This is a genomic window from Neorhizobium sp. T6_25 (assembly GCF_002968555.1).
Taxonomy (GTDB): Bacteria; Pseudomonadota; Alphaproteobacteria; order Rhizobiales; family Rhizobiaceae; genus Neorhizobium.
In genome coordinates, this window is record NZ_PVBL01000038.1 from 1 (window position 1) to 23,894 (window position 23,894).

The 23,894-nt window shown below is 63.1% G+C and carries 26 protein-coding genes and 1 pseudogene; 13 read left to right on the forward strand and 14 right to left on the reverse strand.

All coding sequences use genetic code 11. The annotated features are described in order from the left end of the window. Nucleotides 1–96 precede the first annotated feature (96 nt). A complete protein-coding gene (locus tag C5L10_RS31000; protein WP_105432835.1) occupies nt 97–1,617 on the reverse strand; it encodes an ABC-F family ATP-binding cassette domain-containing protein in 1,521 nt (506 codons plus the stop codon). Nucleotides 1,618–2,042: 425 nt separating this feature from the next. Here C5L10_RS31000 and C5L10_RS31010 point away from each other — a divergent pair, with 425 nt between their 5' ends. Continuing rightward, the gene (locus C5L10_RS31010) at nt 2,043–2,348 is read left to right on the forward strand and encodes an alkylphosphonate utilization protein (RefSeq protein WP_105432837.1); all 306 of its coding nucleotides are present in this window, start codon (nt 2,043–2,045) and stop codon (nt 2,346–2,348) included. Between the two features lie 315 nt (nt 2,349–2,663). Here C5L10_RS31010 and C5L10_RS31020 read toward each other — a convergent pair whose 3' ends face one another. Further along, a complete protein-coding gene (locus C5L10_RS31020; protein WP_105432838.1) occupies nt 2,664–4,238 on the reverse strand; it encodes a helicase HerA-like C-terminal domain-containing protein in 1,575 nt (524 codons plus the stop codon). Between the two features lie 116 nt (nt 4,239–4,354). Here C5L10_RS31020 and C5L10_RS31025 point away from each other — a divergent pair, with 116 nt between their 5' ends. From C5L10_RS31025 to C5L10_RS31040, 4 genes are all read left to right on the forward strand, one after another. Beyond that, nucleotides 4,355–5,338 (forward strand): YihY/virulence factor BrkB family protein, encoded by a 984-nt coding sequence (locus tag C5L10_RS31025; RefSeq protein ID WP_105432839.1) that lies wholly within the window; start codon nt 4,355–4,357, stop codon nt 5,336–5,338. Nucleotides 5,339–5,430: 92 nt separating this feature from the next. Next, a complete protein-coding gene (locus tag C5L10_RS31030; protein WP_007764435.1) occupies nt 5,431–5,820 on the forward strand; it encodes a hypothetical protein in 390 nt (129 codons plus the stop codon). A 173-nt stretch (nt 5,821–5,993) separates the two neighbouring features. Continuing rightward, the gene (locus C5L10_RS31035; protein ID WP_105432840.1) at nt 5,994–6,278 is read left to right on the forward strand and encodes an acylphosphatase; all 285 of its coding nucleotides are present in this window, start codon (nt 5,994–5,996) and stop codon (nt 6,276–6,278) included. A 280-nt stretch (nt 6,279–6,558) separates the two neighbouring features. Continuing rightward, complete coding sequence (locus C5L10_RS31040; protein ID WP_046664437.1) at nt 6,559–7,602, forward strand: magnesium transporter CorA family protein; 1,044 nt, start codon at nt 6,559–6,561, stop codon at nt 7,600–7,602. 96 nt (nt 7,603–7,698) lie between these two features. Here the strand turns inward: C5L10_RS31040 and C5L10_RS31045 are convergent, their stop codons facing one another. From C5L10_RS31045 to C5L10_RS31055, 3 genes are all read right to left on the reverse strand, one after another. After that, nucleotides 7,699–8,526 carry an aldo/keto reductase gene (locus tag C5L10_RS31045; protein ID WP_105432841.1) on the reverse strand — a complete coding sequence of 276 codons (828 nt, stop codon included), beginning with the start codon at nt 8,524–8,526 and terminating at the stop codon, nt 7,699–7,701. A gap of 103 nt (nt 8,527–8,629) precedes the next feature. Next, entirely contained in the window at nt 8,630–9,667 is a 1,038-nt protein-coding gene (locus C5L10_RS31050; protein WP_105432842.1) for an aldo/keto reductase, read from the reverse strand. A 24-nt stretch (nt 9,668–9,691) separates the two neighbouring features. After that, complete coding sequence (locus tag C5L10_RS31055; RefSeq protein ID WP_105432843.1) at nt 9,692–10,888, reverse strand: MFS transporter; 1,197 nt, start codon at nt 10,886–10,888, stop codon at nt 9,692–9,694. 130 nt (nt 10,889–11,018) lie between these two features. Between C5L10_RS31055 and C5L10_RS31060 the strand changes: the two genes are divergently transcribed. Both C5L10_RS31060 and C5L10_RS31065 read left to right on the forward strand, forming a co-directional pair. Next, on the forward strand, nt 11,019–11,912 hold the full coding sequence (locus C5L10_RS31060; protein ID WP_105432844.1) for a LysR family transcriptional regulator: 894 nt from the start codon (nt 11,019–11,021) through the stop codon (nt 11,910–11,912). 107 nt (nt 11,913–12,019) lie between these two features. Beyond that, entirely contained in the window at nt 12,020–12,355 is a 336-nt protein-coding gene (locus tag C5L10_RS31065) for a hypothetical protein (protein ID WP_105432845.1), read from the forward strand. A gap of 58 nt (nt 12,356–12,413) precedes the next feature. Here the strand turns inward: C5L10_RS31065 and C5L10_RS31070 are convergent, their stop codons facing one another. Both C5L10_RS31070 and C5L10_RS31075 read right to left on the reverse strand, forming a co-directional pair. Next, on the reverse strand, nt 12,414–13,073 hold the full coding sequence (locus tag C5L10_RS31070) for a glutathione S-transferase family protein (protein ID WP_105432846.1): 660 nt from the start codon (nt 13,071–13,073) through the stop codon (nt 12,414–12,416). 133 nt (nt 13,074–13,206) lie between these two features. Next, nucleotides 13,207–13,938, reverse strand: coding sequence for a gamma-glutamylcyclotransferase (locus tag C5L10_RS31075; protein ID WP_105432847.1), 732 nt, complete (start codon nt 13,936–13,938; stop codon nt 13,207–13,209). Nucleotides 13,939–14,172: 234 nt separating this feature from the next. Here C5L10_RS31075 and C5L10_RS31080 point away from each other — a divergent pair, with 234 nt between their 5' ends. Next, complete coding sequence (locus tag C5L10_RS31080) at nt 14,173–15,066, forward strand: alpha/beta fold hydrolase (protein WP_371412009.1); 894 nt, start codon at nt 14,173–14,175, stop codon at nt 15,064–15,066. A gap of 19 nt (nt 15,067–15,085) precedes the next feature. After that, nucleotides 15,086–15,232 (forward strand): hypothetical protein, encoded by a 147-nt coding sequence (locus tag C5L10_RS34015; RefSeq protein WP_172717276.1) that lies wholly within the window; start codon nt 15,086–15,088, stop codon nt 15,230–15,232. A 29-nt stretch (nt 15,233–15,261) separates the two neighbouring features. Here C5L10_RS34015 and tam read toward each other — a convergent pair whose 3' ends face one another. After that, nucleotides 15,262–16,032, reverse strand: coding sequence for a trans-aconitate 2-methyltransferase (gene tam / locus C5L10_RS31085; RefSeq protein ID WP_105432849.1), 771 nt, complete (start codon nt 16,030–16,032; stop codon nt 15,262–15,264). 179 nt (nt 16,033–16,211) lie between these two features. On the opposite strand from tam, the gene C5L10_RS31090 reads away from it, so the two are divergent. Beyond that, the gene (locus C5L10_RS31090; RefSeq protein WP_105432850.1) at nt 16,212–17,096 is read left to right on the forward strand and encodes a branched-chain amino acid aminotransferase; all 885 of its coding nucleotides are present in this window, start codon (nt 16,212–16,214) and stop codon (nt 17,094–17,096) included. A 36-nt stretch (nt 17,097–17,132) separates the two neighbouring features. On the opposite strand, the gene C5L10_RS31095 is transcribed toward C5L10_RS31090, so the two are convergent. Genes C5L10_RS31095 through C5L10_RS31115 form a run of 5 tightly spaced genes read right to left on the reverse strand, consistent with a single transcriptional unit; the run spans nt 17,133 to nt 19,114 of the window. Next, on the reverse strand, nt 17,133–17,450 hold the full coding sequence (locus tag C5L10_RS31095; protein WP_105432851.1) for a type II toxin-antitoxin system RelE/ParE family toxin: 318 nt from the start codon (nt 17,448–17,450) through the stop codon (nt 17,133–17,135). Further along, nucleotides 17,447–17,734, reverse strand: a complete 288-nt coding sequence (locus C5L10_RS31100) for a type II toxin-antitoxin system ParD family antitoxin (RefSeq protein WP_105432852.1) — start codon at nt 17,732–17,734, stop codon at nt 17,447–17,449. The genes C5L10_RS31095 and C5L10_RS31100 overlap by 4 nt, the downstream gene beginning before the upstream one ends. 60 nt (nt 17,735–17,794) lie before the next feature. Then, nucleotides 17,795–18,082, reverse strand: coding sequence for a type II toxin-antitoxin system RelE/ParE family toxin (locus C5L10_RS31105; protein WP_046664863.1), 288 nt, complete (start codon nt 18,080–18,082; stop codon nt 17,795–17,797). Nucleotides 18,083–18,089: 7 nt separating this feature from the next. Next, a complete protein-coding gene (locus C5L10_RS31110; protein ID WP_105432853.1) occupies nt 18,090–18,326 on the reverse strand; it encodes a CopG family ribbon-helix-helix protein in 237 nt (78 codons plus the stop codon). 56 nt (nt 18,327–18,382) lie between these two features. Further along, complete coding sequence (locus C5L10_RS31115) at nt 18,383–19,114, reverse strand: sulfite exporter TauE/SafE family protein (protein WP_105432876.1); 732 nt, start codon at nt 19,112–19,114, stop codon at nt 18,383–18,385. A gap of 229 nt (nt 19,115–19,343) precedes the next feature. Here C5L10_RS31115 and C5L10_RS35130 point away from each other — a divergent pair. After that, nucleotides 19,344–19,973 (forward strand): annotated as a pseudogene (locus tag C5L10_RS35130) (type IIL restriction-modification enzyme MmeI); the annotation flags it as partial. Continuing rightward, complete coding sequence (locus tag C5L10_RS31120) at nt 19,974–22,694, forward strand: class I SAM-dependent DNA methyltransferase (protein ID WP_371412012.1); 2,721 nt, start codon at nt 19,974–19,976, stop codon at nt 22,692–22,694. It begins immediately after the preceding pseudogene. A gap of 9 nt (nt 22,695–22,703) precedes the next feature. Here the strand turns inward: C5L10_RS31120 and C5L10_RS31125 are convergent, their stop codons facing one another. Continuing rightward, nucleotides 22,704–23,027 carry a hypothetical protein gene (locus tag C5L10_RS31125; RefSeq protein ID WP_105432854.1) on the reverse strand — a complete coding sequence of 108 codons (324 nt, stop codon included), beginning with the start codon at nt 23,025–23,027 and terminating at the stop codon, nt 22,704–22,706. A gap of 189 nt (nt 23,028–23,216) precedes the next feature. Here C5L10_RS31125 and C5L10_RS31130 point away from each other — a divergent pair, with 189 nt between their 5' ends. Next, nucleotides 23,217–23,819 carry a superoxide dismutase gene (locus tag C5L10_RS31130; RefSeq protein WP_046607192.1) on the forward strand — a complete coding sequence of 201 codons (603 nt, stop codon included), beginning with the start codon at nt 23,217–23,219 and terminating at the stop codon, nt 23,817–23,819. Nucleotides 23,820–23,894 lie beyond the last annotated feature (75 nt).

Here is a 23,894-nt window from a genome sequence, read left to right on the forward strand (position 1 = left end):
CCCCACAAGGGGGAGGGGCTCCACGCACCGTCGTCCCCTCACATGCTATCGCCCTACCGCGAGCGGGGAAAAGGGTGAGGAGCAATTTCCATCGAGTCAGCCACGGCTCGCCGTAAAGAAGCTCTCCGGCCCCTCCACCTCGACCAGCCGCCGGTCCTCCACTAGCCAGAAACGGGTGCCGACGGCGCGCACGAAACTGCGGTCGTGGGAGACCAGCAGGCAGCTTGCCTGGTGCGTCATCAGCTCGCTTTCCAATGCTTCCTGCCCGTCGATGTCGAGATGGTTGGTCGGTTCGTCGAGCAGGTAGAAATTCGGCTCGAGCAGCCGCAGCGCCAAAAGGCCGAGCCGTGCCTTCTGGCCGCCCGAAAGCTCGCCCACCGGCCGCGCCTGCATCTCCACCGTGATGCCGATGCCGGCGAGCAGCGAGCGGGCCTTCTGGTCGCCGATGTCGAACCGGTGGATGATCGTTTCGTGCGGCGTCTGCCCGTCGTCGAGATCGGCGAGCGACTGGTCGCCGTAGCCGAGGATCAGCGTCGGTGTCGCCTTGATGCCGGCGATCGTCGCGGAAGGTTCAGCGATCGCCTGGCGCAGCATCGTCACCAGCCGCGTCTTGCCCGCGCCGTTGCGGCCGAGCAGCACGATCCTGTCGCCCTGGCAGATGAACTGCTTGCCGGTCCTGAACAGGAGCGTGCCGTCCGGCGTCGTCACCGCCGCGTCCTCCAGCGTCACCAGCACCTTGGCATGGGTACCCCGATTGGCGAGGCGGATGGTGCCGGCCGAGCGTTCGAGATGCGCCGGCCTTGCCGCGTCCTCCAGCTTCTCGGCGCGTTCCTTCAGCTGCTTGGTCTTGACCACCAGCAGGTCGCTGCCCGAATTGATGCCGATATTCTTCAGCTTCGCCGCCTGCCGGCGCAGCTGATCGGCCGTCTTCATGTCGCGTTCGTAGCGCTTGGCATCCGCCGCATCCGCCTCGTCGAGCGCTGCCCGCGCTCGGGAGTAGGGCAGGGAGAAGGCTTGAGAGTTCTCAGGTCGCAGGAAAAGCGTGCGGTTGGTCACAGTGTCGAGAAAGGCGCGGTCGTGGCTCGACAGGATCACCGGCATGTCGCGGGGGAGCGCGTTTAGCCAGTCTTCCAGAAGCGCGATCTTGGCAAGATCGAGATGGTTGGTCGGCTCGTCGAGCAGCAGCGCATCCGGTTCCGTCACCCAGGCCCGAGCGATCAGCGCCAGTCTTTGCCAGCCGCCGCTCAGCGCAGCAAGCGGCCGCTCACGCAACTCCTCCGGCACGTCCATCCCTTCGAGCGCGACATCGGCGCGCCAGCTTTCGCTGTCGATCTGGTCGGCCGGAAGCGCCTGGAGCACGGCTTCGCGAAAACTCGCCTGCATCAGGGCGGGGGGCACGTTCTGCTCCACCATGCCGATCGTCAGCCCCCGGCTTCTGGTGATCTCGCCCTCGCTCGCATCGAGCGTGCCGGCGATGCATTTCAAGAGCGTGGACTTGCCGCGCCCGTTGGCCGCGACGATGCCGATCCGGTCGCCGGCATTGACGGTGAGGTTGAGCCCGGAAAACAGCGGACTGGACAGGGTGATTCCGAGATTGCGGAGGTTGATGAGGCTCATTGTTATTCTCTGGTCTTGGCTTGCAGACACATGACATCGCGGGCACTCGGGCCATCATCGATGTCATGCACAGTGTGCAGCGTGTTCGGAAATCACAGCTATGCACGAGCGGGCGCTCGGCGCTGCGGACCACGAAGGGCAGACCAGGAAGAGGGTATTTTAAGAGAAACGGCCTCTGGTCAGCCCTGCAAACGCATTTGCAGGGCGTCGACGGGACCACGCGTCCGGTAGTACCGGAAATAGAAATTGTGCACGTGACCCTCCTTTCTCTTGAAAAGCACATTGGCGAAATACCATCGCACTCAGGCGAATGCAACCGGACCTACCGGGCCCGGGTTGTTGCCGCGGCGCTTGCCCGGGGCGGTTCGGCTGTTATAAGCGGCCATCGCCGACCGGCGACTTGTTGATTTTCAGGAGAGACGCCGATGGCTGGCGATGACGATGATTACGTCTACGACGAAGCGACCGGTGAATGGCGCCCGGCTTCCGAACTGGCCGCGGCCGTAGGTGCCGGTGCCGCCGAGGTTCGGGACGCCTCCGGAACCGTCCTCAAGGACGGCGATTCCGTCACCCTGATCAAGGACCTGAAGGTCAAGGGCGCCGGCCAGACCTTGAAGCAGGGCACGGTCATCAAGTCGATCAAGCTGACCGAAAACCCCGAAGAAATCGATTGCCGCCATGAGGCGATCAAGGGACTGGTGCTGCGGACGGAGTTCGTGCGCAAGCGGTGATGATTGGGGTATCAAGCCCGAGAGGTTCCGGGCGCGGCGCACCCCCCTCTGCCCTGCCGGGCATCTCCCCCTCAAGAGGGGAGATCGGCCAGAGGCGGGTTCCGAATTCTCTTTTGGACGACGGCGCATCAGCCTTGGGCGACGGTGTATATCAGCGTTAACCCTCGACCTGGATTGGGGCAGGGAGCGCACCCCATCCAATCTCCCCCCTTGAGGGGGAGATGCCCGGCAGGGCAGAGGGGGGTACCACGAGCACAACGGCCAACTAGCAACCGAAATCCGACAAGCCTCCTCGCGAATTGGCCCGGCGAACCCCTACCGCTTCAAACTCCCCAAAATCCCCCGCACGATCGCCCGTCCCACCTGCGTGGCAACGGTCCGCGTCACACTCTTCATCGCCGCTTCGATGATCGTCTCGCGCTGGTAGCCGGAGCGGCGCGGCTGGGCGCGGCCCTGGTCGTTGTCGTCGTCCTTGCCGCCGCCGAAGCCCGGCAGGGTCCAGCCGGTCGTCTCGCCGGAACCGGCGGGCGGGGCGGATTGCAGCTCGTCCTGCGCCTTTCTGGCAGCGGCCGCATCGGCAGCCTGCTTGGCGCGTGCGGCGAGGATTTCGAAGGCGGATTCGCGGTCCATGTCCTCGTCATAGAGGCCGAGCACCGGGCTCTTGTCGAGGATCATCTGCCGCTCCTGGTCGGAAAGCGGGCCGATGCGTCCCGACGGCGGGCGCACCAGCGTGCGTTCGACGATCGAAGGCGCACCCTTGCCTTCGAGCGTCGAGACCAGCGCCTCGCCGGTGCCGAGATTGGTGATCGCCGTGGCGCAGTCGAAATCGGGGTTGGGGCGGAACGTGTCGGCCGCCGTCTTCACCGCCTTCTGTTCGCGCGGCGTATAGGCGCGCAGCGCGTGCTGTACCCGGTTGCCGAGCTGCGCGAGCACGGTTTCCGGCACGTCGAGCGGGTTCTGGGTAACGAAATAGACGCCGACGCCCTTGGAGCGGATCAGGCGCACCACCTGTTCGACGCGCTCGGTCAGCACCTTTGGCGCGTCGTTGAAGAGCAGATGCGCCTCGTCGAAGAAGAACACCAGCTTCGGCTGTTCCGGATCGCCCACTTCCGGCAGTTCCTCGAACAGTTCCGAGAGCAGCCACAGAAGGAAGGTCGCGTAAAGCCTGGGGTTCATCATCAGCTTGTCGGCGGCGAGCACCGAAATCTGCCCGTAGCCGGTGTTCGGGTTGGTCCGCATGATGTCTGAAATCTTCAGCGCCGGCTCTCCGAAGAAATGCTCGGCGCCCTGCTGTTCGAGCACCAGCAGCCCGCGCTGGATCGAGCCGACGGAGCTTTTCGAGATCAGCCCGAACTGGCTCGACAGCTCGCTGGCGTTCTCGGCCATGTAATTCAGCAGCGAGGCGAAATCCTTGAGGTCGAGCAGCGGCAGGTTCGCCTTGTCGGCGATCTTGAAGGCGATGTTGATGACGCCTTCCTGCGGCTCGGATGCGTCCATCAGGCGCGACAGCAAGAGCGGCCCCATCTCGGCGATGGTGGTGCGCACCCGGTGGCCCTTTTCGCCGAACAGATCCCAGAAGATCACCGGGAACTGCTCGAAATCATAGTCCGCAAAGCCGATCTGCTCGGCGCGCTTCAGGAGAAAATCCTTAGGCTCGCCTTTCATGGCGATGCCGGACAGGTCGCCCTTGATGTCGGCGGCGAACACGGGCACGCCGGCCTTCGAAAATCCTTCGGCGAGAACCTGCAGGGTCACCGTCTTGCCGGTGCCGGTGGCGCCGGTGACGAGACCGTGGCGGTTGCCGAACTTCAGTTCCAGATATTCAGCCTTGTTGAGCGAATCGTCCGGCTTGCGGCTGCCGCCGATGAAGAGCTTTCCCGTATCGTCCATGCAACTATGCGCTCCCTGACCGCGTTCTCTGCCAACTGCTTATAGGATGTGCGGAGGCGCCGGGCAACGGCAACGAGATCGGCCCGCGCCCGCTTGCGAGGGAAGGCTGGATAGGCATGACGACCGGCGAAACGGCGGCAACACCGGAAACCGACAGGGGCCGTGAGGCCGATTCCCCGCAGGAGATTCCCTCCACGGGCCTGAAGGACGTCTTCTGGCGCGTCTATGCCGGCGTCACCAAGGACCGCATCATGCTGATCGCCGCGGGCGTCACCTATTATCTGCTTCTGGCGCTGTTTCCCGCGGCAAGCGCGCTCGTCTCCCTCTACGGTTTCGTCGCGGATCCGGTCGCGATCGTCGACCGAATCACCTTCCTAAGCTCCGTCATGCCGGCGGACGCCCTGAACATTTTTCTCGATCAGCTGCGGGCGCTGACCACGGAGCGCAACACGACGCTGTCGATCGCCCTGATCGGCGGCTTGGCGCTGGCGCTGTGGAGCGCCAATAACGGCATGAAGGCGCTGTTCGAGGCGATGAACGTCGCCTATGCGGAAGAGGAAAAGCGCAGCATCGTCCGCCTCAACGTCATTTCGCTTCTCTTCACGTTCGGCGCGCTTTTGCTGGCGATCGTCATCCTGTTTGCGATGGGCGTCGTGCCGGCGGTGCTGCGTTATCTCTGGCTCGACCGCTTCACGGAAATCATCATCCGGCTGGCCCGATGGCCGGTGATGATGCTGTTCGTCGCGGGCGGCATCATGATGCTCTACCGCTTCGGCCCGAGCCGCGAACCGGCCAAGCTCAAGTGGCTCACCTGGGGTGCGGCATTCTCGACCGTCACCTGGCTCGCCGCCTCGATTGCGGTTTCTTTCTATCTGGGGAATATTGCCGACTACAACGCCACCTACGGCACGCTCGGCGCGCTGATCGGTTTCATGGTCTGGACATGGATATCGGTCATCATCGTCATCGTCGGTGCCGAGATCAATGCCGAACTCGAACACCAGACGGCCCGCGATTCGACCACCGGCACTCCGGTGCCCTTGGGCGCCCGCGGCGCCTACATGGCCGATACGGTGGGCGAGAGTTCCGGCGAAACATGAAGCCTGGAGATGCTTCACGCTCCCTGTTGGCTTCGGCAAAGACTGTGTGTATTACCTTGACGTGAACGTCAAAACCTTCAGGAGAGAGATTGATGAACGAACTGGTTTCCCGCGTTGCCGAGAATGTCGGCATTGCCCCTGACGTCGCCGAAAAGGCGATCGGCATGATGCTCGGTTTCCTGCAGCGCGAGGCCGACGACGGCGCGGTTGCCAAGATGATCGAGGCGATCCCCGGTGCTTCCGAGCTGGTCGCCAAGTTCAACGGCGAAGGTGCCGGCGGCGGCGGTCTCCTCGGCGGCCTGATGGCAAGCTTCGGCGGCGGCGTCATGGCGCTCGGCCAGCAGCTGATGAGCCAGGGCCTCGGCATGGGCGAGATCACCGGCCTTGCCAAGGAAACCATGGCGGTCGCCCGCGAACACGCCGGCGACGAGGTGGTCGATACGGTCATCGCTTCGGTTCCGGGCCTGTCGCAGTTCGTCTGATCTGCATCCTTCGACTTTTCCAAGCCGTCGGCCGCGAGGCCGGCGGTTTTTTTGTCTTATCCAAGCAATGAGACCGGCGAGGGCCAATCGGATACCGTCGGCACCCTTGCAGGCTTGTCCTCGGTTTCGCACTCACCATGTCAATGAGAGTAGCCCCAAGATGGGAGGTTGCCATGTCCGATGATGACGAGGCCGCCATGGTGCGGATAACCGGAAGGGTGCAAGGCGTCGGTTTCCGTGCCTGGACCCGTGAGGAGGCGGAACGGCTGGGTTTGACGGGCTGGGTCCGCAACGAGCCGGATGGTTCCGTCCTTGCTCTGCTCGCGGGATCGCCTGCCGGCATATCGCAAATGCTCGAGCGTTTCCGGCACGGTCCGCCCGGCGCGATGGTCTCCGGTGCGGAGCGACAACCGGCGACGATCGCAGAAAAGCCGGCCGGCTTCCGGATCACCGGATAACCCGGCCGATCGCCCGGTTCGCCGGTTATCCGGACCGAAGCGGCGGCAGTTGTTTCGGCGTCGGCTGCGACAGAAAAGCCATTGACTTTTCATCCTCTAAGGCACATTTGCAAAAGCGAAGTGACGCCCGACCGGGCGCCACTCTTTCAAAGGACAATTGAGATGAACCCCGACAGTCGAAGTTCGACGTCATCATACCGACCCGTTCCTCCGGGGCTCTAGTCCTTGCTTGAAAGGATGCGCGCTCCGAAGGGACCGATGGTCCGAAAAAGGAGCCGTCATGCTGCGCATCCATGCCTACGACCTTGATCGCCTTGTTTCCGTCGCTTCCGACGTGCCGGCCGTTGCCGCAGCGCCGGTCGTTACCGATCCGTCGGCACCGGTCACGCCCGCCCCCGCAACCCCTGCAGTCGTCTGGTACGACCTGGTCAGCCCCACGCCCGACGAGGAACGCATCGTTGGCGAGCGCCTCGGCATCACCGTGCCGACCATGGACGAGATGGAGGATATCGAACTCTCCGCCCGCCTCTACCAGGAGGACGGTGCCGAGTTCATGACCATGACGGTGCTGACCAGGCCCGATGCCGGCACGCCGCGAAAGGTTCCCGTCACCTTCATCGTCAAGGGTCAGGTCCTGGTGACCGTCCGTTATGCCGAGCCGCGCCCCTTCGATGCCTTCATGGCGCGCGCCCGCAAGCCGAACGGCGCCGGCCTGCATTGCGGTTACGGCGAACTGATCATGACCGGACTGATCGAGGCGATCATCGACCGCATGGCCGACACGCTGGAACGGCTCGGCACCGAGATCGACCAGATTTCCCAGGAAGTCTTTTCGACCAAGGCCGCCAAGGCCAACAAGAAGACCCGCGACCTGCAGGACCTCATCCGCGAGGTCGGCCAGAAGGGCGAGTTTATCACCGTGGTGCGCGAAAGCCTCGTCAGCGTCTCCAGGGTCGTCGCCTACTACGCAGCGCTCGACGGAGTCGACCGCAAGCTGTCGAAGGAATTGCGCCAGCGCCTGAAACTGCTGCAGCGGGACGCCACTTCGCTTGGCGATCACTCGGCTTTCCTGTCCGGCAAGATCAATTTCCTGCTCGATGCGACGCTGGGGCTGATCAATCTCGAACAGAACCAGATCATCAAGATCTTCTCGGTCGCCTCGGTCGTTTTCCTGCCGCCGACCTTGGTCGCCTCGATCTATGGCATGAACTTCGCCAACCAGCCGGAGCTGCAATGGCACTACGGCTATCACATGGCGATCGTCATGATGATCGTCTCGATGGCCCTGCCGTATATGTATTTCAAGCGGAAAGGCTGGCTGTGACCAAGGCCCCTAATCCTTTGCCGGGCCTTCCGGCTTCTGGAAACGAAAAACGCGCCGGAGAACTCCGGCGCGTCGTGTCGGGTTTCTCGGCGAATCTCAAAGATCCCATTCCGGGGCCAGATGGCCCGGGCTGACGATGCGGCCGGTGGGCTTGGCGAGGGCGTGGATCGCCTGCATTTCGTCCTCAGACAGCGCGAAATCGAACACGTCGAAGTTTTCCGGCAGGCGGGAAACCGTCGCGGTCTTGGAAAGCGCGATCACGTCCTTCTGCTGGATCGCCCAGCGCAACGTCACCTGCGCGGCCGTCTTGCCGTGCTTGGCGCCGATTTCCTTCAGCACTGCGTCGCCCGGCACCGCGCCGTTCGCCATCAGGTAATAGGCGGTCAGCGACATGCCATGCCTGGCAACTTCGGCCAGAACCTTCGTCTGGTCGAGATAGGGATGGTATTCCACCTGGTTAGTGGCAAGCGGCGCGTCGGAAAGCTTCACCGCTTCGGCGATCAGCGCGACGGAAAAATTAGAGACGCCGATATTCTTCACCTTGCCGGCCTTCTTGAGTTCGTTCAGCGCACCCATGCGGTCGGCGAGCGGCATTTCGCTCTGCGGCCAGTGGAGGAGAAGCAGGTCGACATAGTCGGTCTTCAGCTTGGCCAGGCTCTCGTCGACCGAGGCGATGAAGGCGGCATGGCCGACGCGGTCGACCCAGACCTTGGTGGTGAGAAAGATATCGGCGCGCGGGATGCCGGACTTGGAAAGCACATCGCCGACGGCTGCCTCGTTCTTGTAGATCTGCGCGGTATCGACATGACGGAAGCCGAGCTTCAACGCCTCCGGCAGCACGCGGGCGACGTCCTCGTCGGGCATGCGGAACGTGCCGAAACCGAGGGCGGGAATGTTGGCGCCGTTGGCGCTGACTGTGAACATATGGAACTCCTATGGGGAAGCCCGGCATACGGCCGGGCCAAATGAGGCCCGTATTACATGGACCGATTCTGTGACGGATCAACCACCCTGATTTCAGCAGGCGTCATCCGGCAAGCGGCGGGTTGAGGCGGGCAAAGCCTTCCTGGCGCCGATAGGGGAAATGCGGATAGGGGGCGGTCACCGTGCTTGCCGCATCCAGCCTGCCGATCTGTTCCGCAGTCAGCGACCAGCCGACGGATCCGAGATTCTGGCGAAGTTGCTCTTCGTTGCGGGCGCCTATGATCACCGAGGACACGGTCGGCCGGCTGGTGAGCCAGTTGATCGCCACCTGCGGCACGCTCTTGCCCGTCTCGTCCGCCACCACCTGCAGCGCATCGACGACGCGGTAGAGCAGCTCGTCTTCGACAGGCGGGCCGAAATCCGCCGTCTCATGCAGGCGGCTGCCTTCCGGAAGCGGCTTGCCGCGGCTGATCTTGCCGGTGAGGCGGCCCCAGCCGAGCGGGCTCCAGACCAGCGCCCCGAGCCCCTGGTCCTGCCCAAGCGGCATCAGGTCCCATTCGTAATCGCGGCCGACCAGCGAATAATAGACCTGGTTCACGACATAACGCGTCCAGCCATGTTTCTCGGCGGCGGCGAGCGATTTCATGATCTGCCAGCCGGAGAAGTTCGAGACCCCGATGTAACGCAGCTTGCCGTCTTTCACGAGCTGGTCGAGCGTCGAGACGACTTCTTCCACCGGCGTCGAGGCGTCGAAGGCATGCAGCTGGAAGATGTCGATATGGTCGGTGCCGAGCCGCTTCAGGGCCGCATCCACCGCGTCGATCAGGCGGGATCGCGACGAGCCCCAGTCGTTCGGCCCGTCGCCGGTCGGCAGGCTGGCCTTGGTGGAGATCAGCACCTCGCCCCGCCGGCCCTTGATCGCCTCACCCAGCACCTCTTCCGAAGCGCCGTTCGAATAGACGTCGGCCGTATCGAACAGGTTGACGCCGGCGTCCAGGCAGATGTCGACGAGGCGGCGGGCTTCTTCGACATCGGTCGTGCCCCAGTGGCTGAACAGCGGGCCGGAGCCGCCGAACGTGCCGGCTCCGAAGCTTAGGACCGGCACCCTGAGGCCGGATTGTCCGAGATTGCGGTATTCCATGATCATGTTCCTTGGATGCGAAGGTTATTCGGCCGGGCAGGAGAGGGCGGGATTGGCGCTGACGGCGGTTTCGCGCTTGTCGAGACGGATGGCGAAGAGGGCGACGGCAAGCGCTGCAAGCGGCACCAGGCCGGCGATCAGGGTGACCGAGCCGAGACCGGGACCATGGTCGATGACCACGCCGCCGAGCCAGGCGCCGATCGCATTGCCGAGATTGAAGGCGGCGATGTTGAACGACGAGGCAAGCCCCTGGCCTGCACCCTCGGCCTTCTGCAGCACCCAGATCTGCAGCGGCGAAACGGTGGCGAACGCTGCGGCGCCGAACAGGCCGATGGCGATGACGGCCAGCACCGGCTGGTGGATCGCAGCCGTCAGCGCCAGCAGCACGGCAGAGAGCGCGATGAGGCTGGCGACGATGGTCGGCACCAGATGACGGTCGGCAAGCCAGCCGCCGGCAAGGTTGCCGATCACCAGGCCGCCGCCGAAGACGAGCAGGATCGGCGAGACCGCGGCTTCCGAAAAGCCGGTGATCTGCGTGAGGATCGGGGCGATATAGGTGAAGCCCGCAAACACGCCGACCCAGCTCAGCACGGTGATCAAGAGTCCGAGCAGAACCGAGCGGCGGCCGAGAACGGCAAGCGCGCCCTGCGAGCTTTCCTCCTGACCGTCCGCGGCCTTGTCCCTCGGAACGAAGAGCGCGATGACGGCGAGGGCCACGAGACCGATCACGGTGACGGCAAAGAAGGTCGAGCGCCAGCCGAAGGCCTGGCCGAGCCAGGTGCCGAAGGGCACGCCCAGAATATTGGCGACCGTCAGGCCGGTGAACATGATGGCGATGGCGGAAGCCTTTTTGTTCGGAGCAACGAGGCTGGTGGCGACCACCGAACCGACGCCGAAGAACGAGGCATGCGCGAATGCGGTGAGCACCCGTGCCGCCATCAGCGTCCAGTAGTCGGGTGCCAGCGCACAGGCGAGGTTGCCGACGGTGAACACCACCATCAGGCTCATCAGCAGAGTCTTGCGCGACCATTTGCCGGTCAGCATGCCGAGAATGGGCGCGCCGGCGACGACGCCGAGCGCGTAACCGGAGATCAGCAGGCCGGCAGCCGAGATCGATACGCCGAGATCTTTGCTGACGTCGATCAGCAGGCCCATGATGACGAATTCGGTGACCCCGATGCCGAAGGCACCGGCCGTCAGTGCGTAGAGAGCGAGAGGCATTGGCTTGGGTCCTTGTCCTTGGGAGGAAGGAATTGGTGGTTGATGCACCGCAATATCGTCACCTCGGACTTGCGTGTGTAGCCGCATAAGCGGATAATCATTTGTGAATTGAAGTCACAGGTGATGAGGAATGGATAACCGCGCCGGTGAAATGGAAGTCTTTGCGTTGGCAGCCGAGCTGAAGAGCTTTTCCGCTGCGGGGCGAAAACTGAAACTCTCCCCGTCCGCGGTCAGCAAGCTCGTGACCCGGCTGGAGGACCGGCTCGGCACGCGCCTCGTGGTTCGTTCCACCCGCATGCTGCAGCTGACGCCGGAGGGGGAGACCTATCTGGCGCGGGCGCAGCGCATACTGGCCGAGATCGCCGATACGGAAGAGATGGTCTCCGGCGGCGGCCGGACGCTGCCGCGCGGGCCGCTGTCGATCAACGCTTCGGTCGGCTTCGGAGAACGTTATGTCCTGCCGCTCACCTGCGAATTCCAGCAGCTTTTCCCGGATGTGCAGCTCGATATCACGCTAACCGACGACACCGTCGACCTCATCCGGGAACGGGTCGATATCGCCATCCGCCACGGGCCGATGCGCAACTCGTCGCTGATGGCGCGAAAGCTCGGCGAGAGCCGTCAGGTGGTGATCGCCTCGCCGGGTTATCTGGAGCGTCACGGTGTCCCGAAGATGCCGGCCGAGCTCATCCATCACAACTGCATCAATTTCAATTTCCGGCGGGCGGTCGAAGGCTGGCCTTTTCGTGATCCGAAAACCGGCGGTCGGGAGCTGTTGCCGGTTTCTGGAAACCTGAAGGCGAGCAACGGCTCGATCATCCGGCAGTTCTGCCTGGATCACCTCGGCATCGGCCGCGTCGGGCGTTTCCATGTGGAGCCGGATATCGAGGCCGGCCGGCTCGTGCCGGTTCTGGAGGATTTCAACCCGGAAGACATCGAGGAAATCCATGCCGTTTATGCCGGCCACGAGCACCTCGCCCTGCGCATTCGCTCCTATATCGATTTCCTTGCGGCACGGCTTTAAGAGACCGTTCTGGTCGTGTTGATCGGCAAACGTGTCTTCTATGCCACAGATTCGCCTTGTTTTAGCCGATTTCCGTACCCAAATCCCGGGTTCAGGAGAATCCCGGCATGAGTGACCAACTGAAAGACATCATCGCCCGTCTGCGGGCGGAGGTAATTGCCGATTCGTCGGAGTACCCACACTTGAACGTGCCGCTGGAAGACCTGCGGCTCATCGTCCAGAGCTTCGAAATCCTTCATGCGGAGAAGGAAGCGCTGCGCCGCCGCGTGGAACAGCACGCGGAAGTCGTAGAAGCCGTCGAAGTCTTTATTGCAGCTTACCGCGATAAATATAAGAACTATGGCAACGGCGGCGTTCGTCCCAGCGCCGTGCTTCGCCGCGAGGTACGGATGATCTGGGCTGCCATGAACGGCCACGTCCTGGCGACCGAGAGCACGTTCTGACCGTTGCGGGGCACGCCGGGCCGGGTCGGTAGCCGCATAGGCGCCCCGCCGACCCGTCCTAGTCCCGGTCCGGTGCGCCGAGCGGGAAGAACGAGCGATACGGCCTGGCCTCGTCCACCGCGCGCGCAAAAGACGGCCGGGCGAGCAGCCGGCTGCGATAGGCCCGCACATGGGCGAACTGCTCGCCGATCGGGTGCGTCCAGTCCGCGTAGAAGAGGGCAGGCGCCGCGGCGCAATCGGCCAGGCTGAAGGCATCGGCCGCCGCCCATTCCCGGCCCGCCATCCGCTCGTCCAGCCAGCCATAGGCGGCATCCAGCATGCCGCGCGCTTCCTGCACGCCGTAGGGGTCGCGGTGCTCTTCCGGCCGGATGGCGTTGAAGACCACCTTTTGCTGCGGGGTGGAAATGTAGTTGTCGAAGAAGCGGTCCATCATCCGCACATCGAGCGCCGCATCCGCATCGTCGGGGATCAGCTTCACCGGGCCGGGATAATGAAGGCCCAGATATTCGATGACGATCGACGATTCGAAGACCCGTTTCTCTCCGTCGAGCAGGACCGGGAAGCGCTTCACCGGCCACATGCAGCAGAGGTCTTCATAGGCCGAAGGATCCTCCGGCCCGAGCATGCGGGTGTCGAACTCGGTGCCGTTCTCATAGAGCGCGGTCAGCACCTTCTGGCAGTAGGACGAGAATGGATGAGAATACAGAACCGGACGCATGACGGCCTCCCATGACCGATTGCGAAGTGAAACTGGTTTATGGATAACTCAGCCGATTGTCTTTTGCAATCGGCTTATGTTTAGGCACGATTCCGACCTTCGACTGCCAAACAAGACGGCACCGCCTCTAGGCTCACGCCACCACGCCGACCGTTTCCACCTTCTCCCGCACGTGCATCCCCCGGATTTCCTTCGCCACCATTTCCTGCAGCCGCCAGAGATTGCGGTCGTGGATACCGAATTCGGCGAGATGCACGACGGTATTGTAGAGATATTCGGCACACGATCCCCGATGCCCGCAGGCGCGCGCCAGAACCTTTGCGACCTCGTCGAGCGGCAGCAGCGGCCGGATGATGCGCTTGCTGGTGCCGCCGACCCAGAAGGTCAGCGCCCGCACGGTCTCGCCGGCCTGGGCCCGGACCGGCAGCCAGCGGAACGAGGTGAGGCTGTCGCGATGGCTGACCTCGCGGCGGAGCGCTTTTTCGATCTGGACGCGCTTGTCGTCGTCGGCGACGCGGTAGATCACCCCGTCGCAGCGGCCGCCGCGCGACAGCATCATCATCAGCCCCGGCTGTGTCGGCGAGCCGCGGCCGCGCTCGATCCTGAGCGAAAAGGAGCGATGCCAGCCGAACGCGGCGGCCCGCTGGCAGGCGATGCTGTCGAAGCCCGGCTTCCAGATCAGCGAGCCATAGGCGAAGACCCAGAGCGGATCCTCGCCGATTTCCGCCGCCAGGCGATCGGCGATCTGAATGTAGTCGTCGTCGGTCAGCGGCTCCCATGTGGCGGGTGGGCCAGGGTCTGCTTCCTCGCGGAAACAGAGATCGACCAGATCCTGCGTCAGCGACAATGTGGATGGTTTCGGCATGGCTTCGAACGGCTTTTCGGGCAGGACGACGAAAACAGGAAGGGTCGAGAGTGCAAGCCGAACCGGCCCGAGTCAACCATTTTGCTGCGTTGCGGCTGTACGCCGGGTGCACCAAGCTAGAGAATTACTGACGTCGCCGCGATACGAAAAGTCGGCCGGGTGCCACGAAATGGTCACGGAACATTTCCAGCATGAACCATTCTTGAAGAGCTGACAGTTCAAGGAGCGATGATCATGGACATGACCACCGAAGCCCCGCCGGATCGCGTGCGGGTGAAACACAAGTGGCTCGATCTCAAAGGCATGAAGGTGTTTTACCGGGAGGCGGGCAGGGCCGGTGCGCCCGTTCTTCTGCTGCCGCACGGCTATCCGTGCTCGTCCTATGAGTTCCGCGAGTTGATGCCGCGGCTTGCCGATCGCTGGCATCTGGTCGCGCCGGATTTTCCGGGCTCGGGCTATACCGACATGCCCTCGGGCTTTGCCTACGATTTCGACGGCTTTGCCGATTTCCTCGATACGTTCACGCAGACGCTCGGGCTCGACCGGTTCGCGCTCTACCTTCACGACTTCGGTTCGCAGATCGGTCTTCGCCTGGCGATCCGGCGCCCGGAAAAGATCGCCGCGCTGATCGTCCAGAACGGCGATATCTACGAGGATGCGCTCGGTCCCAAATATGCCGGCCTGCAGGAGTTCTGGCGCAACCCGACCGAGGAGGGCCGCCGCAAAATTGCGGGGGCCGTCAGCGAGGAGGGTTTCAGGGAAGAGTTCCTCAACGAGGTCCGGCCGGAGATCGCCGAGCGCATCTCGCCGGACCTGTGGAAGCTGCATTGGGCGCTGATGGACGAACGACGGCGGCGGATCGCCGTCGATGTCATCGCCGGGCTGCGCGAGAATGTCGCGTGGTTTCCGCGTTATCAGCAATACCTGCGCGACCGCCAGCCACCGACCCTGATCGTCTGGGGGCCGCAGGACGGCTACATGCCGGAAAAATCCGCCCGCGCCTTCCTGCGCGACCTGCCCAGGGCGGAACTTCATCTTCTCGATGGTGGTCATTGGCTGCTGGAAACCAATCTCGACGAAGTCGCACCGCTGATCCGCGACTTCCTTGGTCGGGTGCATTCCGGTTGATGGCCGGCGGAGGAATTTGATGCGTTGGCTTTTTATCGCGGTGCTGTTGATCCTCATCGGCTGTGTATTGAGTATCGGTTGGATGAATGACCCCGGTAATGGCCGGATAGAAGCGACGCCGCCCCAGCAGCAGAACCCGCTGGCCCCGCCGCCGGGCACTCCTTGAAGCCGCCAGGCACGCCTTGAAGTCGCCCTTCAGGCCTTGACCGCGATGATGAAGAACCGCGGGAAGCGCAGCAGCACCCGGCCGTCGGCCATCGGCGGATAGGCATTGGCGATGCGGGCGGTGTAGTCGGCCGCAAAGGCTTCCGCATAGGCAGGGCCGGCGGCGTCGAGATAGGGCCGCAGCCCGGTCGCCCTGACCCATTCGACGATCGCGGGCGCATTGGCGAGCGGGTGGTAATAGACCGTGTGCCAGACGTCGATCCGGGCGGATTTCGGCATCAGCCGCTCGAAATACGCCCCAGGCGGCGGCAGCACCGCGCGGCGCACCCGGCCGCCTTCGAAGGCCGTCTTCCACGGGCCGGCCGCACCGGTTTCCTCCATCAAAAGATGGCTGGGTTCGGAGAGGTTGTCCGGCATCTGCACCGCCAGCACGCCGCCGGGTCTCAGGTGATCCATCAGCCGGGCGAGCACCGAAATATGGTCCGGCACCCACTGGAAGACCGCATTGGCGTAGAGCAGGTCGGCCGGCTCTCCCGGCACCCAGGTGTTCAGATCGGCGTTGGTGAATTGCATGCCGGGTAGGCGCTTGCGGGCCGCCGCCAGCATGTTGTCGTCGCTGTCTAGCCCGGCGACGTTGGCTGCCCCGAAACGCTCAGCGATCAGCTCCGTCGAATTGCCCGGGCCGCAGCCGAGGTCGCAGGCACGGGCCACCGAGCCGAGCGGTACCTGCGCCAGAAGATCGCGCGCCGGCCGCGTCCGCTCGTCCTCGAATTTCACATATTGCTCCGCCGACCATGCCATGAGCGTCTTCCTCGAGTGTTCGTTTCGATGGAACATGGCACTCCGACACGCTGGTCTCCATGGGCAAAAATATCAATTTTTGTGATGATCCATTTCATATTATCGCTTGACCTCGGCGGCGGCGCCGGACTTCACTCACCCCGCAATTTTGAAGCGCCAGAATGACTGAGGAGATCACCATGTCCGTCAACACCGCCCCCCGCACCACCACCTGGACGTTCGTGGACGGCGAATGGCTGGAAGGCAATCCGAAGCTGATCGGCCCCACCTCGCATGCCATGTGGCTCGGTTCCACCGTGTTCGACGGCGCCCGCTGGTTCGACGGCATTGCGCCGGACATCGACCTGCATTGCCAGCGCGTCAACCGGTCGGCCACGAACATGGGCATGAAGCCGGTGATGCAGCCCGAGGAGATCGAGGCGCTCGCCTGGGAAGGCATCAAGAAATTCGATGGCAAGACGGCGATCTACATCAAGCCGATGTACTGGTCGGAACACGGCATGCCCTACAGCGTCGTCACCGCCGATCCGGAATCGACCCGTTTCGCGCTCTGCCTGTTCGAGGCGCCGATGCAGACCGCCAAACCCTCGTCGCTCACCGTCTCGCCCTATCGCCGCCCCAACCCGGAAGTGGCGATGACCGGCGCCAAGACCGGCAGCCTTTATCCCAATAGCGGCCGCATGATCATGGAAGCCCGCAGCCGCGGCTTCGACAATGCGCTGGCCCGCGACATGAACGGCAATGTCGCCGAGACCGCCTCCTCGAACATCTTCATGGTCAAGGACGGGGTGATCATGACGCCAATCGCCAATGGCACCTTCCTTGCCGGCATCACCCGCTCGCGTGTCATCAACCTGCTGCGCCGCGGCGGCTTCGACGTGCGCGAGACGACGCTGACGGTTGCGGATTTCATGGATGCCGACGAGATCTTCACCTCCGGCAACTATTCCAAGATCGTCCCGGTCAACCGCTTCGAGGAACGCCAGCTCCAGGAAGGCCCGGTCGCCCGCAAGGCGCTGGAACTCTACATGGACTGGGCCCGCTCCCCCGGCGACGAGGCCTGAAACCTTCAGGCAGTGGCGTGCGAGGCAGGCGATAAGTTAGAATTCGTCGTCCTCGATGTCGTCCGCGCCGGTGAGGCTTTTGCCACCATAAAGAATACGAGCAATCGTGACGGTATTCTCATCCACGCGAAAGGCGATGGTTGCTTTTCGGCGGTACCCCACGAGCCTCAAGCCCGGCTCTATGTCGTTGCGGAGGGTTCCCCGCTTGGCGAAAGTGCTGAAGCCATTGCAATGGTCCATGATCCTGCGGATGTAAGCACGCGCGAAATCATCTCCGGTCTTGCTCGAGAGGTAATCGAACAGATCAGCCAGATCCAGACGAGCTTCCAAGGAGAGGATGACTGAATATTTCATGCACCGATCGATCTTCGATCCTTGGTCCGCATGTAGTCTTCAAGTTCTTTTCTCGTCTCTTCGATTGTGCGCCCCCTGCTGGGATCGGCATCATGCGCTCTCAGCGCCGGCACGACCTCGTCCCGCAGCCAGCTTTCTATTCCGGCATCATGATCCGCCAGATACCGCAGTCCTTCGGCGACCACCTCGCTCTCGTCGGCAAATTCGCCGGACGCGACCTTCTTCTGGACGAGTTCGGCCATGTCTTCCGGCAGGGAGATGGTAATCGATCGGTTCGGGCGCATCGGTCGGTTCCTGTTCGCGGGCAAGCCTATCACAATCGGGCAAGGGGCGCTATTTCGCTGTCACACCTCGTCAGGCCATTCCTGGGCGCCATGCTGGACGAAAAGCACCTCCACCTGGTTTTCCGTCACGCGATAGGCGACGACGTAAGGCGTGCTGACGATCACCAGTTCGCGCGTGCCGATGATTTCACCGGGGCGCCCGATAAAAGGATTGTCCGATAGCAGCCGGGTGGTCTTCGAGTGGATCTCATGCATAACGCGGGCTGCCGCGCGCGGGTTACGCTCGCCGATATAGTCTCCGATGCTTGCCAGTTCTCGCAGATAGCGGCGGGTGAAAACGATCCGCACGGGAAGCTTAAGCCGGCCCGTATTTGGTCAATACGGCAGCGATTTCCGCCTCCGTCGCGAAATCGCCGTTGTCGGCGTCGGCAAGCCCGGCCTCGACGCCGGCGACCCACTTTTCCTGCCAGGCCAGCGATCGACCGTGAGCCAGCGCGTCTTCGATGATCTGCCCGCGTGTCAGCCTGGAGCGGGCCGCGAGCTGATCCACACGGCGGCTGAGGTCCTCGGAGATTTCGGCGTCGTTCTTCATGAGGCAAGTCTGCCATATTCCGCGTGCGGCCGCCAGTCTGGCCCGTTCATGCCTCCTCACACAAGCCGGACCGCAGCCGTGCCGATGATGATCATCGAGACGGCGATCATCAGGGGTTTGACCGGCAGGTAGCGGACGATGAAGGCCCCGATCGGCGCCGCCAGGATGCCGCCGAGGATGAGGCCGAGGGCGGAGGAGAGTTCAGACCAGCCGAGCGCCACGATGAAAGTTGCGGAAATCACCGTGGTGACGGCGAATTCGGTCAGGTTGGTGGAGCCGATCACCTTTTTGGGATCGTGGCCGCGACCAAGCAGCGAACTCGTCACGATCGGCCCCCATCCGCCGCCGCCCATCGCATCGAGCAGCCCGCCCCCGCCGCCCACAAAGGGCACGATCCAGTCGCGCACGTCGCGCGGAAATTTCGGTTGAAATGCCTTGTAGAGGATGAACAGGCCGACGGCGATCAGATAGGCGGAGACGAAGGGCTCGATCGCCTTGCCGTCGATATTCGACAGCACATAGGCGCCGATCGCCCCGCCGACCATGCCGGCCGGTGCCAGCCTTGCCACCAGCCGCCAATCGACATTGCGGTTGTAGAGATGCGACAGTCCCGAGGCGGCGGTGGTGAAGCACTCGGTCACGTGGGTCATGGCGCTTGCCGCCGCGGGCGCCACGCCGACGGCAAGCAGGCTGGTCGTCGTCAGCACCCCGAAAGCCATGCCGAGCGCCCCGTCGACGATCTGTGCGAAGAAGCCGATGGCGACGAAGATCAGGAAATCGGACGTCAGGAAGTCGGACGACATGCAGCCTCCTCTTTGCCAAGGGCGTTCGCTTTCAATTCGCAGGCGCGAAGAAAGGTTCCCGTTTTACCTGCAAGACCGACGTCCGCCGGACCGCTGCTTGCTTCTCGCATCGGCGGCTTTAAGATCGCCGCCAGGACACGTTGGGGTGGAATCAGTGACAGTAGCAGTAGAGGCCTTCATCAGGCGCTGGCAGGGGTAGGAGGGAGGCCAGGAAAGGGCCAATTACGCGCTTTTTCTGACCGAACTCTGCGATCTTCTGGGTCTTCCGCATGCCGACCCGGCATCGGCCTCGACGGAGGGCAACGACTACGTCTTCGAGCGCGTCGTGCGCGAGGCAGGGCGTGACGGCAGCGTTTCCAACAAGCGGATCGATCTTTACCGGCGTGACTGCTTCATCCTCGAAGCCAAGCAGAGCCGGTTTGCCGGTGACAAGAAGCTGGCGGACCTCGGCGAGGCGCCGCCGCTGCCGGGCATGACGGCGCCGTCGCCGCGCGGCCGCCGAGGGGCAGGACGTGCCTGGGACGTGCTGATGATGAACGCCCGCGTCCAGGCCGAGAATTACGTGCGCCTGCTGCCCGCTTCCCACGAGCCGCCGCCCTTCGTGCTGGTCTGCGATGTCGGCCACTGCATCGAGGTCTATGCCAATTTCCGCCGCGACGGAAAGGCCTATGACCAGTTCCCCGACCGCCGCTCCTTCCGCATCTATCTCGAGGACCTGCGCGAAAAGACCGTGCGGGACCGGCTGGTGGCGATCTGGAGCGATCCGCTGTCGCTCGATCCCTCCCGCCATGCTGCGAAAGTGACCCGCGAGATCGCCACCCGCATCGCCAAGGTTTCCCAGGCGCTGGAAAAATCCGGCTACGCCACGGAAGAGGTGGCGATGTTCCTGATGCGCGTGCTGTTCACCATGTTCGCCGAGGATGTGGAACTGCTGCCGAAGGACAGTTTCAAGGCCCTCCTGAAGGACTGCGCCGAAAAGCCGGAAATCTTCCCCGGCATGATGGAGGATCTCTGGAAGGCGATGGACGAGGGCGGCTTCACCGCGACGATCCGCGAGAAGGTCAAGAAGTTCAACGGCGAGTTCTTCAAGAACCGCCGCGCCCTGAAGCTCGCCAGGGAAGAGATCGGCGAGCTTGCCGCTGCCGCCATGTACGACTGGAAGGATGTCGAGCCGGCGATCTTCGGCACGTTTCTCGAACAGGCGCTCGATCCCTCCGACCGCCGCCGCCTCGGTGCCCATTATACGCCGCGCGCCTATGTGGAACGGCTGGTGATCGCCACGATCATCGATCCCCTGCGGGCCGAATGGGCGCAGGTCCTGTCGACCGCAGAGCGCCAGAAGGCGGAGGCCCGCAACGATGCGGCGGTGAAATCCGTCCAGTCCTTCCACGAAAAACTCTGCGACACGAAAGTGCTCGATCCCGCCTGCGGCACCGGCAACTTCCTCTATGTTTCGCTGGAACTGATGAAACGCCTGGAAGGCGAGGTGCTGGAGGCGCTGACCGATCTCGGCGGCCAGGAGGCGTTGACCGGGCTCGAAACCCACACCGTCGATCCGCACCAGTTTTTAGGCATGGAGCTCAATCCGCGCGCCGCGGCGATCGCCGAACTGGTGCTGTGGATCGGCCATCTGCAATGGCATTTCCGCACCAAGGGCGCCGCCCCCTCCGAACCGATCCTGCGCGCCTTCCACAATATCCAGACCATGGATGCGGTGCTGAAATGGGACGGTTATCCGATGCCGAAGGTCGTTAATGGCGTCGAGACCTACCCCAACCCGCGCCGCCCGGACTGGCCGAAGGCGGACTACATCGTCGACAACCCGCCTTTCATCGGCGGCAAGGATATTCGCGCCCGCATGGGCGGCGCTTATGCGGAGGCGTTGTGGAAGGCCCACAAGCACATGAACGAAAGCGCCGATTTCGTCATGTACTGGTGGGACCGTTCGGCCGAAATCCTGCTGAAGAAGGGGTCTAGCCTCAAGCGCTTCGGTTTCGTCACCACCAATTCCATCAGCCAAGTATTCCAGCGCCGGGTGATGGAAACGCATCTCAGCGCCAAGAAGCCGCTGTCGCTGGTGCTGGCCATTCCCGACCATCCCTGGACCAAGGTGACGCGCGACAGCGCCGCCGTGCGCATCGCCATGACGGTTGCCGAAGCCGGTAAGCACGATGGCCTTCTGATGGAGGTGACGGCCGAGGAGGGCGTCGAGACCGACAGCCCGGTGATCCTGTTTGCGGAGAAGCGCGGCAAGGTTAACTCGGATCTGACCGTGGGGGTGGACGTAACCCAGTCGGAAAAACTCAAAGCAAACGAAGGTATTTGCTCACCGGGCGTCAAGCTTCATGGCTCTGGTTTCATTGTTACGCCTAAGGAAGCAGTCGTCCTCGGCCTCGGTACCCGCCCAGGGCTTGAACGGCATATAAGGCATTATCGGAATGGCAAAGATATGACTGCTCGCTCGCGAGGGGTTATGGTCATTGACAACTATCCGCTAAGCCAGGGTGAACTTCGCTCACAATATCCTGAGGTATATCAGCATGTTGCGACGCAGGTGAGGCCTGAGCGTGAAAGCAACAATATGGAATTTCGGCGAGTTAATTGGCATTGGTTCGGCGCGACGCATGAAACATACCGGTCCTTTGCCCAAGGCTTACATCGTATAATAGTGACCGTCGAAACGACTAAGCACCGTGTCTTTCAATTTTTGGATGCTTCGATTTTGCCGGACAATATGCTTGTCGCTATCGGTCTGAACGACGGCTATTCCCTTGGTGTCTTGTGCTCTCGGTTTCAGGTCATTTGGGCACTCCGCGCAGGCGGTTGGCTCGGTATTGGCAACGACCCACGCTATTCGAAATCCCGTTGCTTCGACCCCTTCCCATTCCCCGCCGCCACCGATGTCCAAAAGCAAAAAATCGGTACCATCGCCGAGGAACTCGATGCCCATCGCAAGCGGGTGCTGGAAGAACACCAGCACCTCACCCTGACCGGGCTCTACAACGTGCTGGAGCGCCTGCGCGCCGGCGTCCAACCCGGCGATCTCGACCCCAGGGAGCGCCGCATCTTCGACGACGGTCTCGTGCTGATCATCAAGGAACTGCACGACCGCCTCGATGCTGCGGTGGCGGAAGCCTATGGCTGGCCGGTCGATCTGGCCGAGGAGGAGGTGCTGGCCAATCTGGTGGCGCTCAACAGGGAGCGGGCGAAGGAGGAGAAGCGCGGCCTGGTGCGCTGGCTGCGGCCGGACTACCAGATCCCGCGCTTCGGTTCGGACAAGGAAAAGGCCGAGCAGCTGGAGGCCGATCTCGGCGGTGCGGCGGAACCCGCGGCCAGGACCGCAAAACCGTCCTTCCCGGTGGCGGATGCCGACCAGACGCCGGCGGTCTTCAACATGCTGATCGAGACGGGGGGGGCGTTGAACGCCGCCGATATCGCCGCCCGCTTCAAGCAGGGCCAGAAGGTCCGCCCGGCGGTCGCTAGCGTGCTGATGGCGCTCTACCGCATGGGCCTGATCTCGACCTCGGACGGCGGCAGGACCTTCGCCTGGCGCCGCGCCGCCTGATCCGGGCGATTACTTCCCCGCCTTCACCGCCAGCTTGTCGGCGGAGATTTCGCCGCCGATCTCGGCCTTGCGGGTTTTCTTGTCGAAGGCGCAGAGGGCGCTGATCGTCACCTTGGCGCCGACCGCCTTGCCGGAGACGACGGCGAGGCCGTAGCTCTGGCTGCCGAAGGGATCGACGAGAGCCTTGCCGTTCTCGATCAGCCCCTTGGCGGCGGTCACGCAGGCCTTGGCGACCTCGGCCTGGAAACCGGACCATGCGTCGTCCGAGGAGGCGCGTGCGGCAGGGACGCTGGATGCGAGGAGGGCGGCGGCAAGAGCAAAAGTGGTCTTCATCGAACGGGCTCCGAATCGTGATCTGGCCCGTTTCTTGTATCTCGAAATTTCCGCAACTTCTTCACCCCATCGGCTTGATTTTTGGCAAGTTCACCGTTGCCTCTTGGCCCCTCCGCTCCTATGTTCCCGCACGACGCTATGCCCAGGTATCTGCCGAACCCAGGTAGCTGCCGAACAAGGAGTAGACCAATGGCCTTCGAACTTCCCGAACTCCCCTACGATTACGAAGCCCTTTCGCCCTTCATGTCGAAAGAGACGCTCGAATTCCACCACGACAAGCACCACAAGGCTTATGTCGACAACGGCAACAAGCTCGCTGCCGAAGCCGGCATGGCCGATCTGTCGCTCGAGGAAGTCGTCAAGAAGTCCTTCGGCACCAACCAGGGCCTCTTCAACAATGCTGCCCAACACTACAACCACGTCCATTTCTGGAAGTGGATGAAGAAGGGCGGCGGCGGCACCAAGCTGCCGGGCAAGCTCGAAGCGGCAGTCGCCTCCGATCTCGGCGGCTACGACAAGTTCAAGGCCGACCTGATCGCCGCCGGCACGACCCAGTTCGGCTCCGGCTGGGCCTGGGTTTCGGTGAAAGACGGCAAGCTCGTCATCTCCAAGACCCCGAACGGCGAGAACCCGCTGGTTCACGGTGCAGAGCCGATCCTCGGCGTCGACGTCTGGGAGCATTCCTATTACATCGACTACCGCAACGCCCGCCCGAAATACCTCGAAGCCTTCGTCGACAGCCTGATCAACTGGGACTACGTCCTCGAGCGCTACGAAGCTGCCACGAAATAATCCGGCCAACCGCCGTCATCCTCGGGTTTAACCCGAGGATCCCACCCGGTGCCGCAAGGCGCCGGGTGTTTTTGT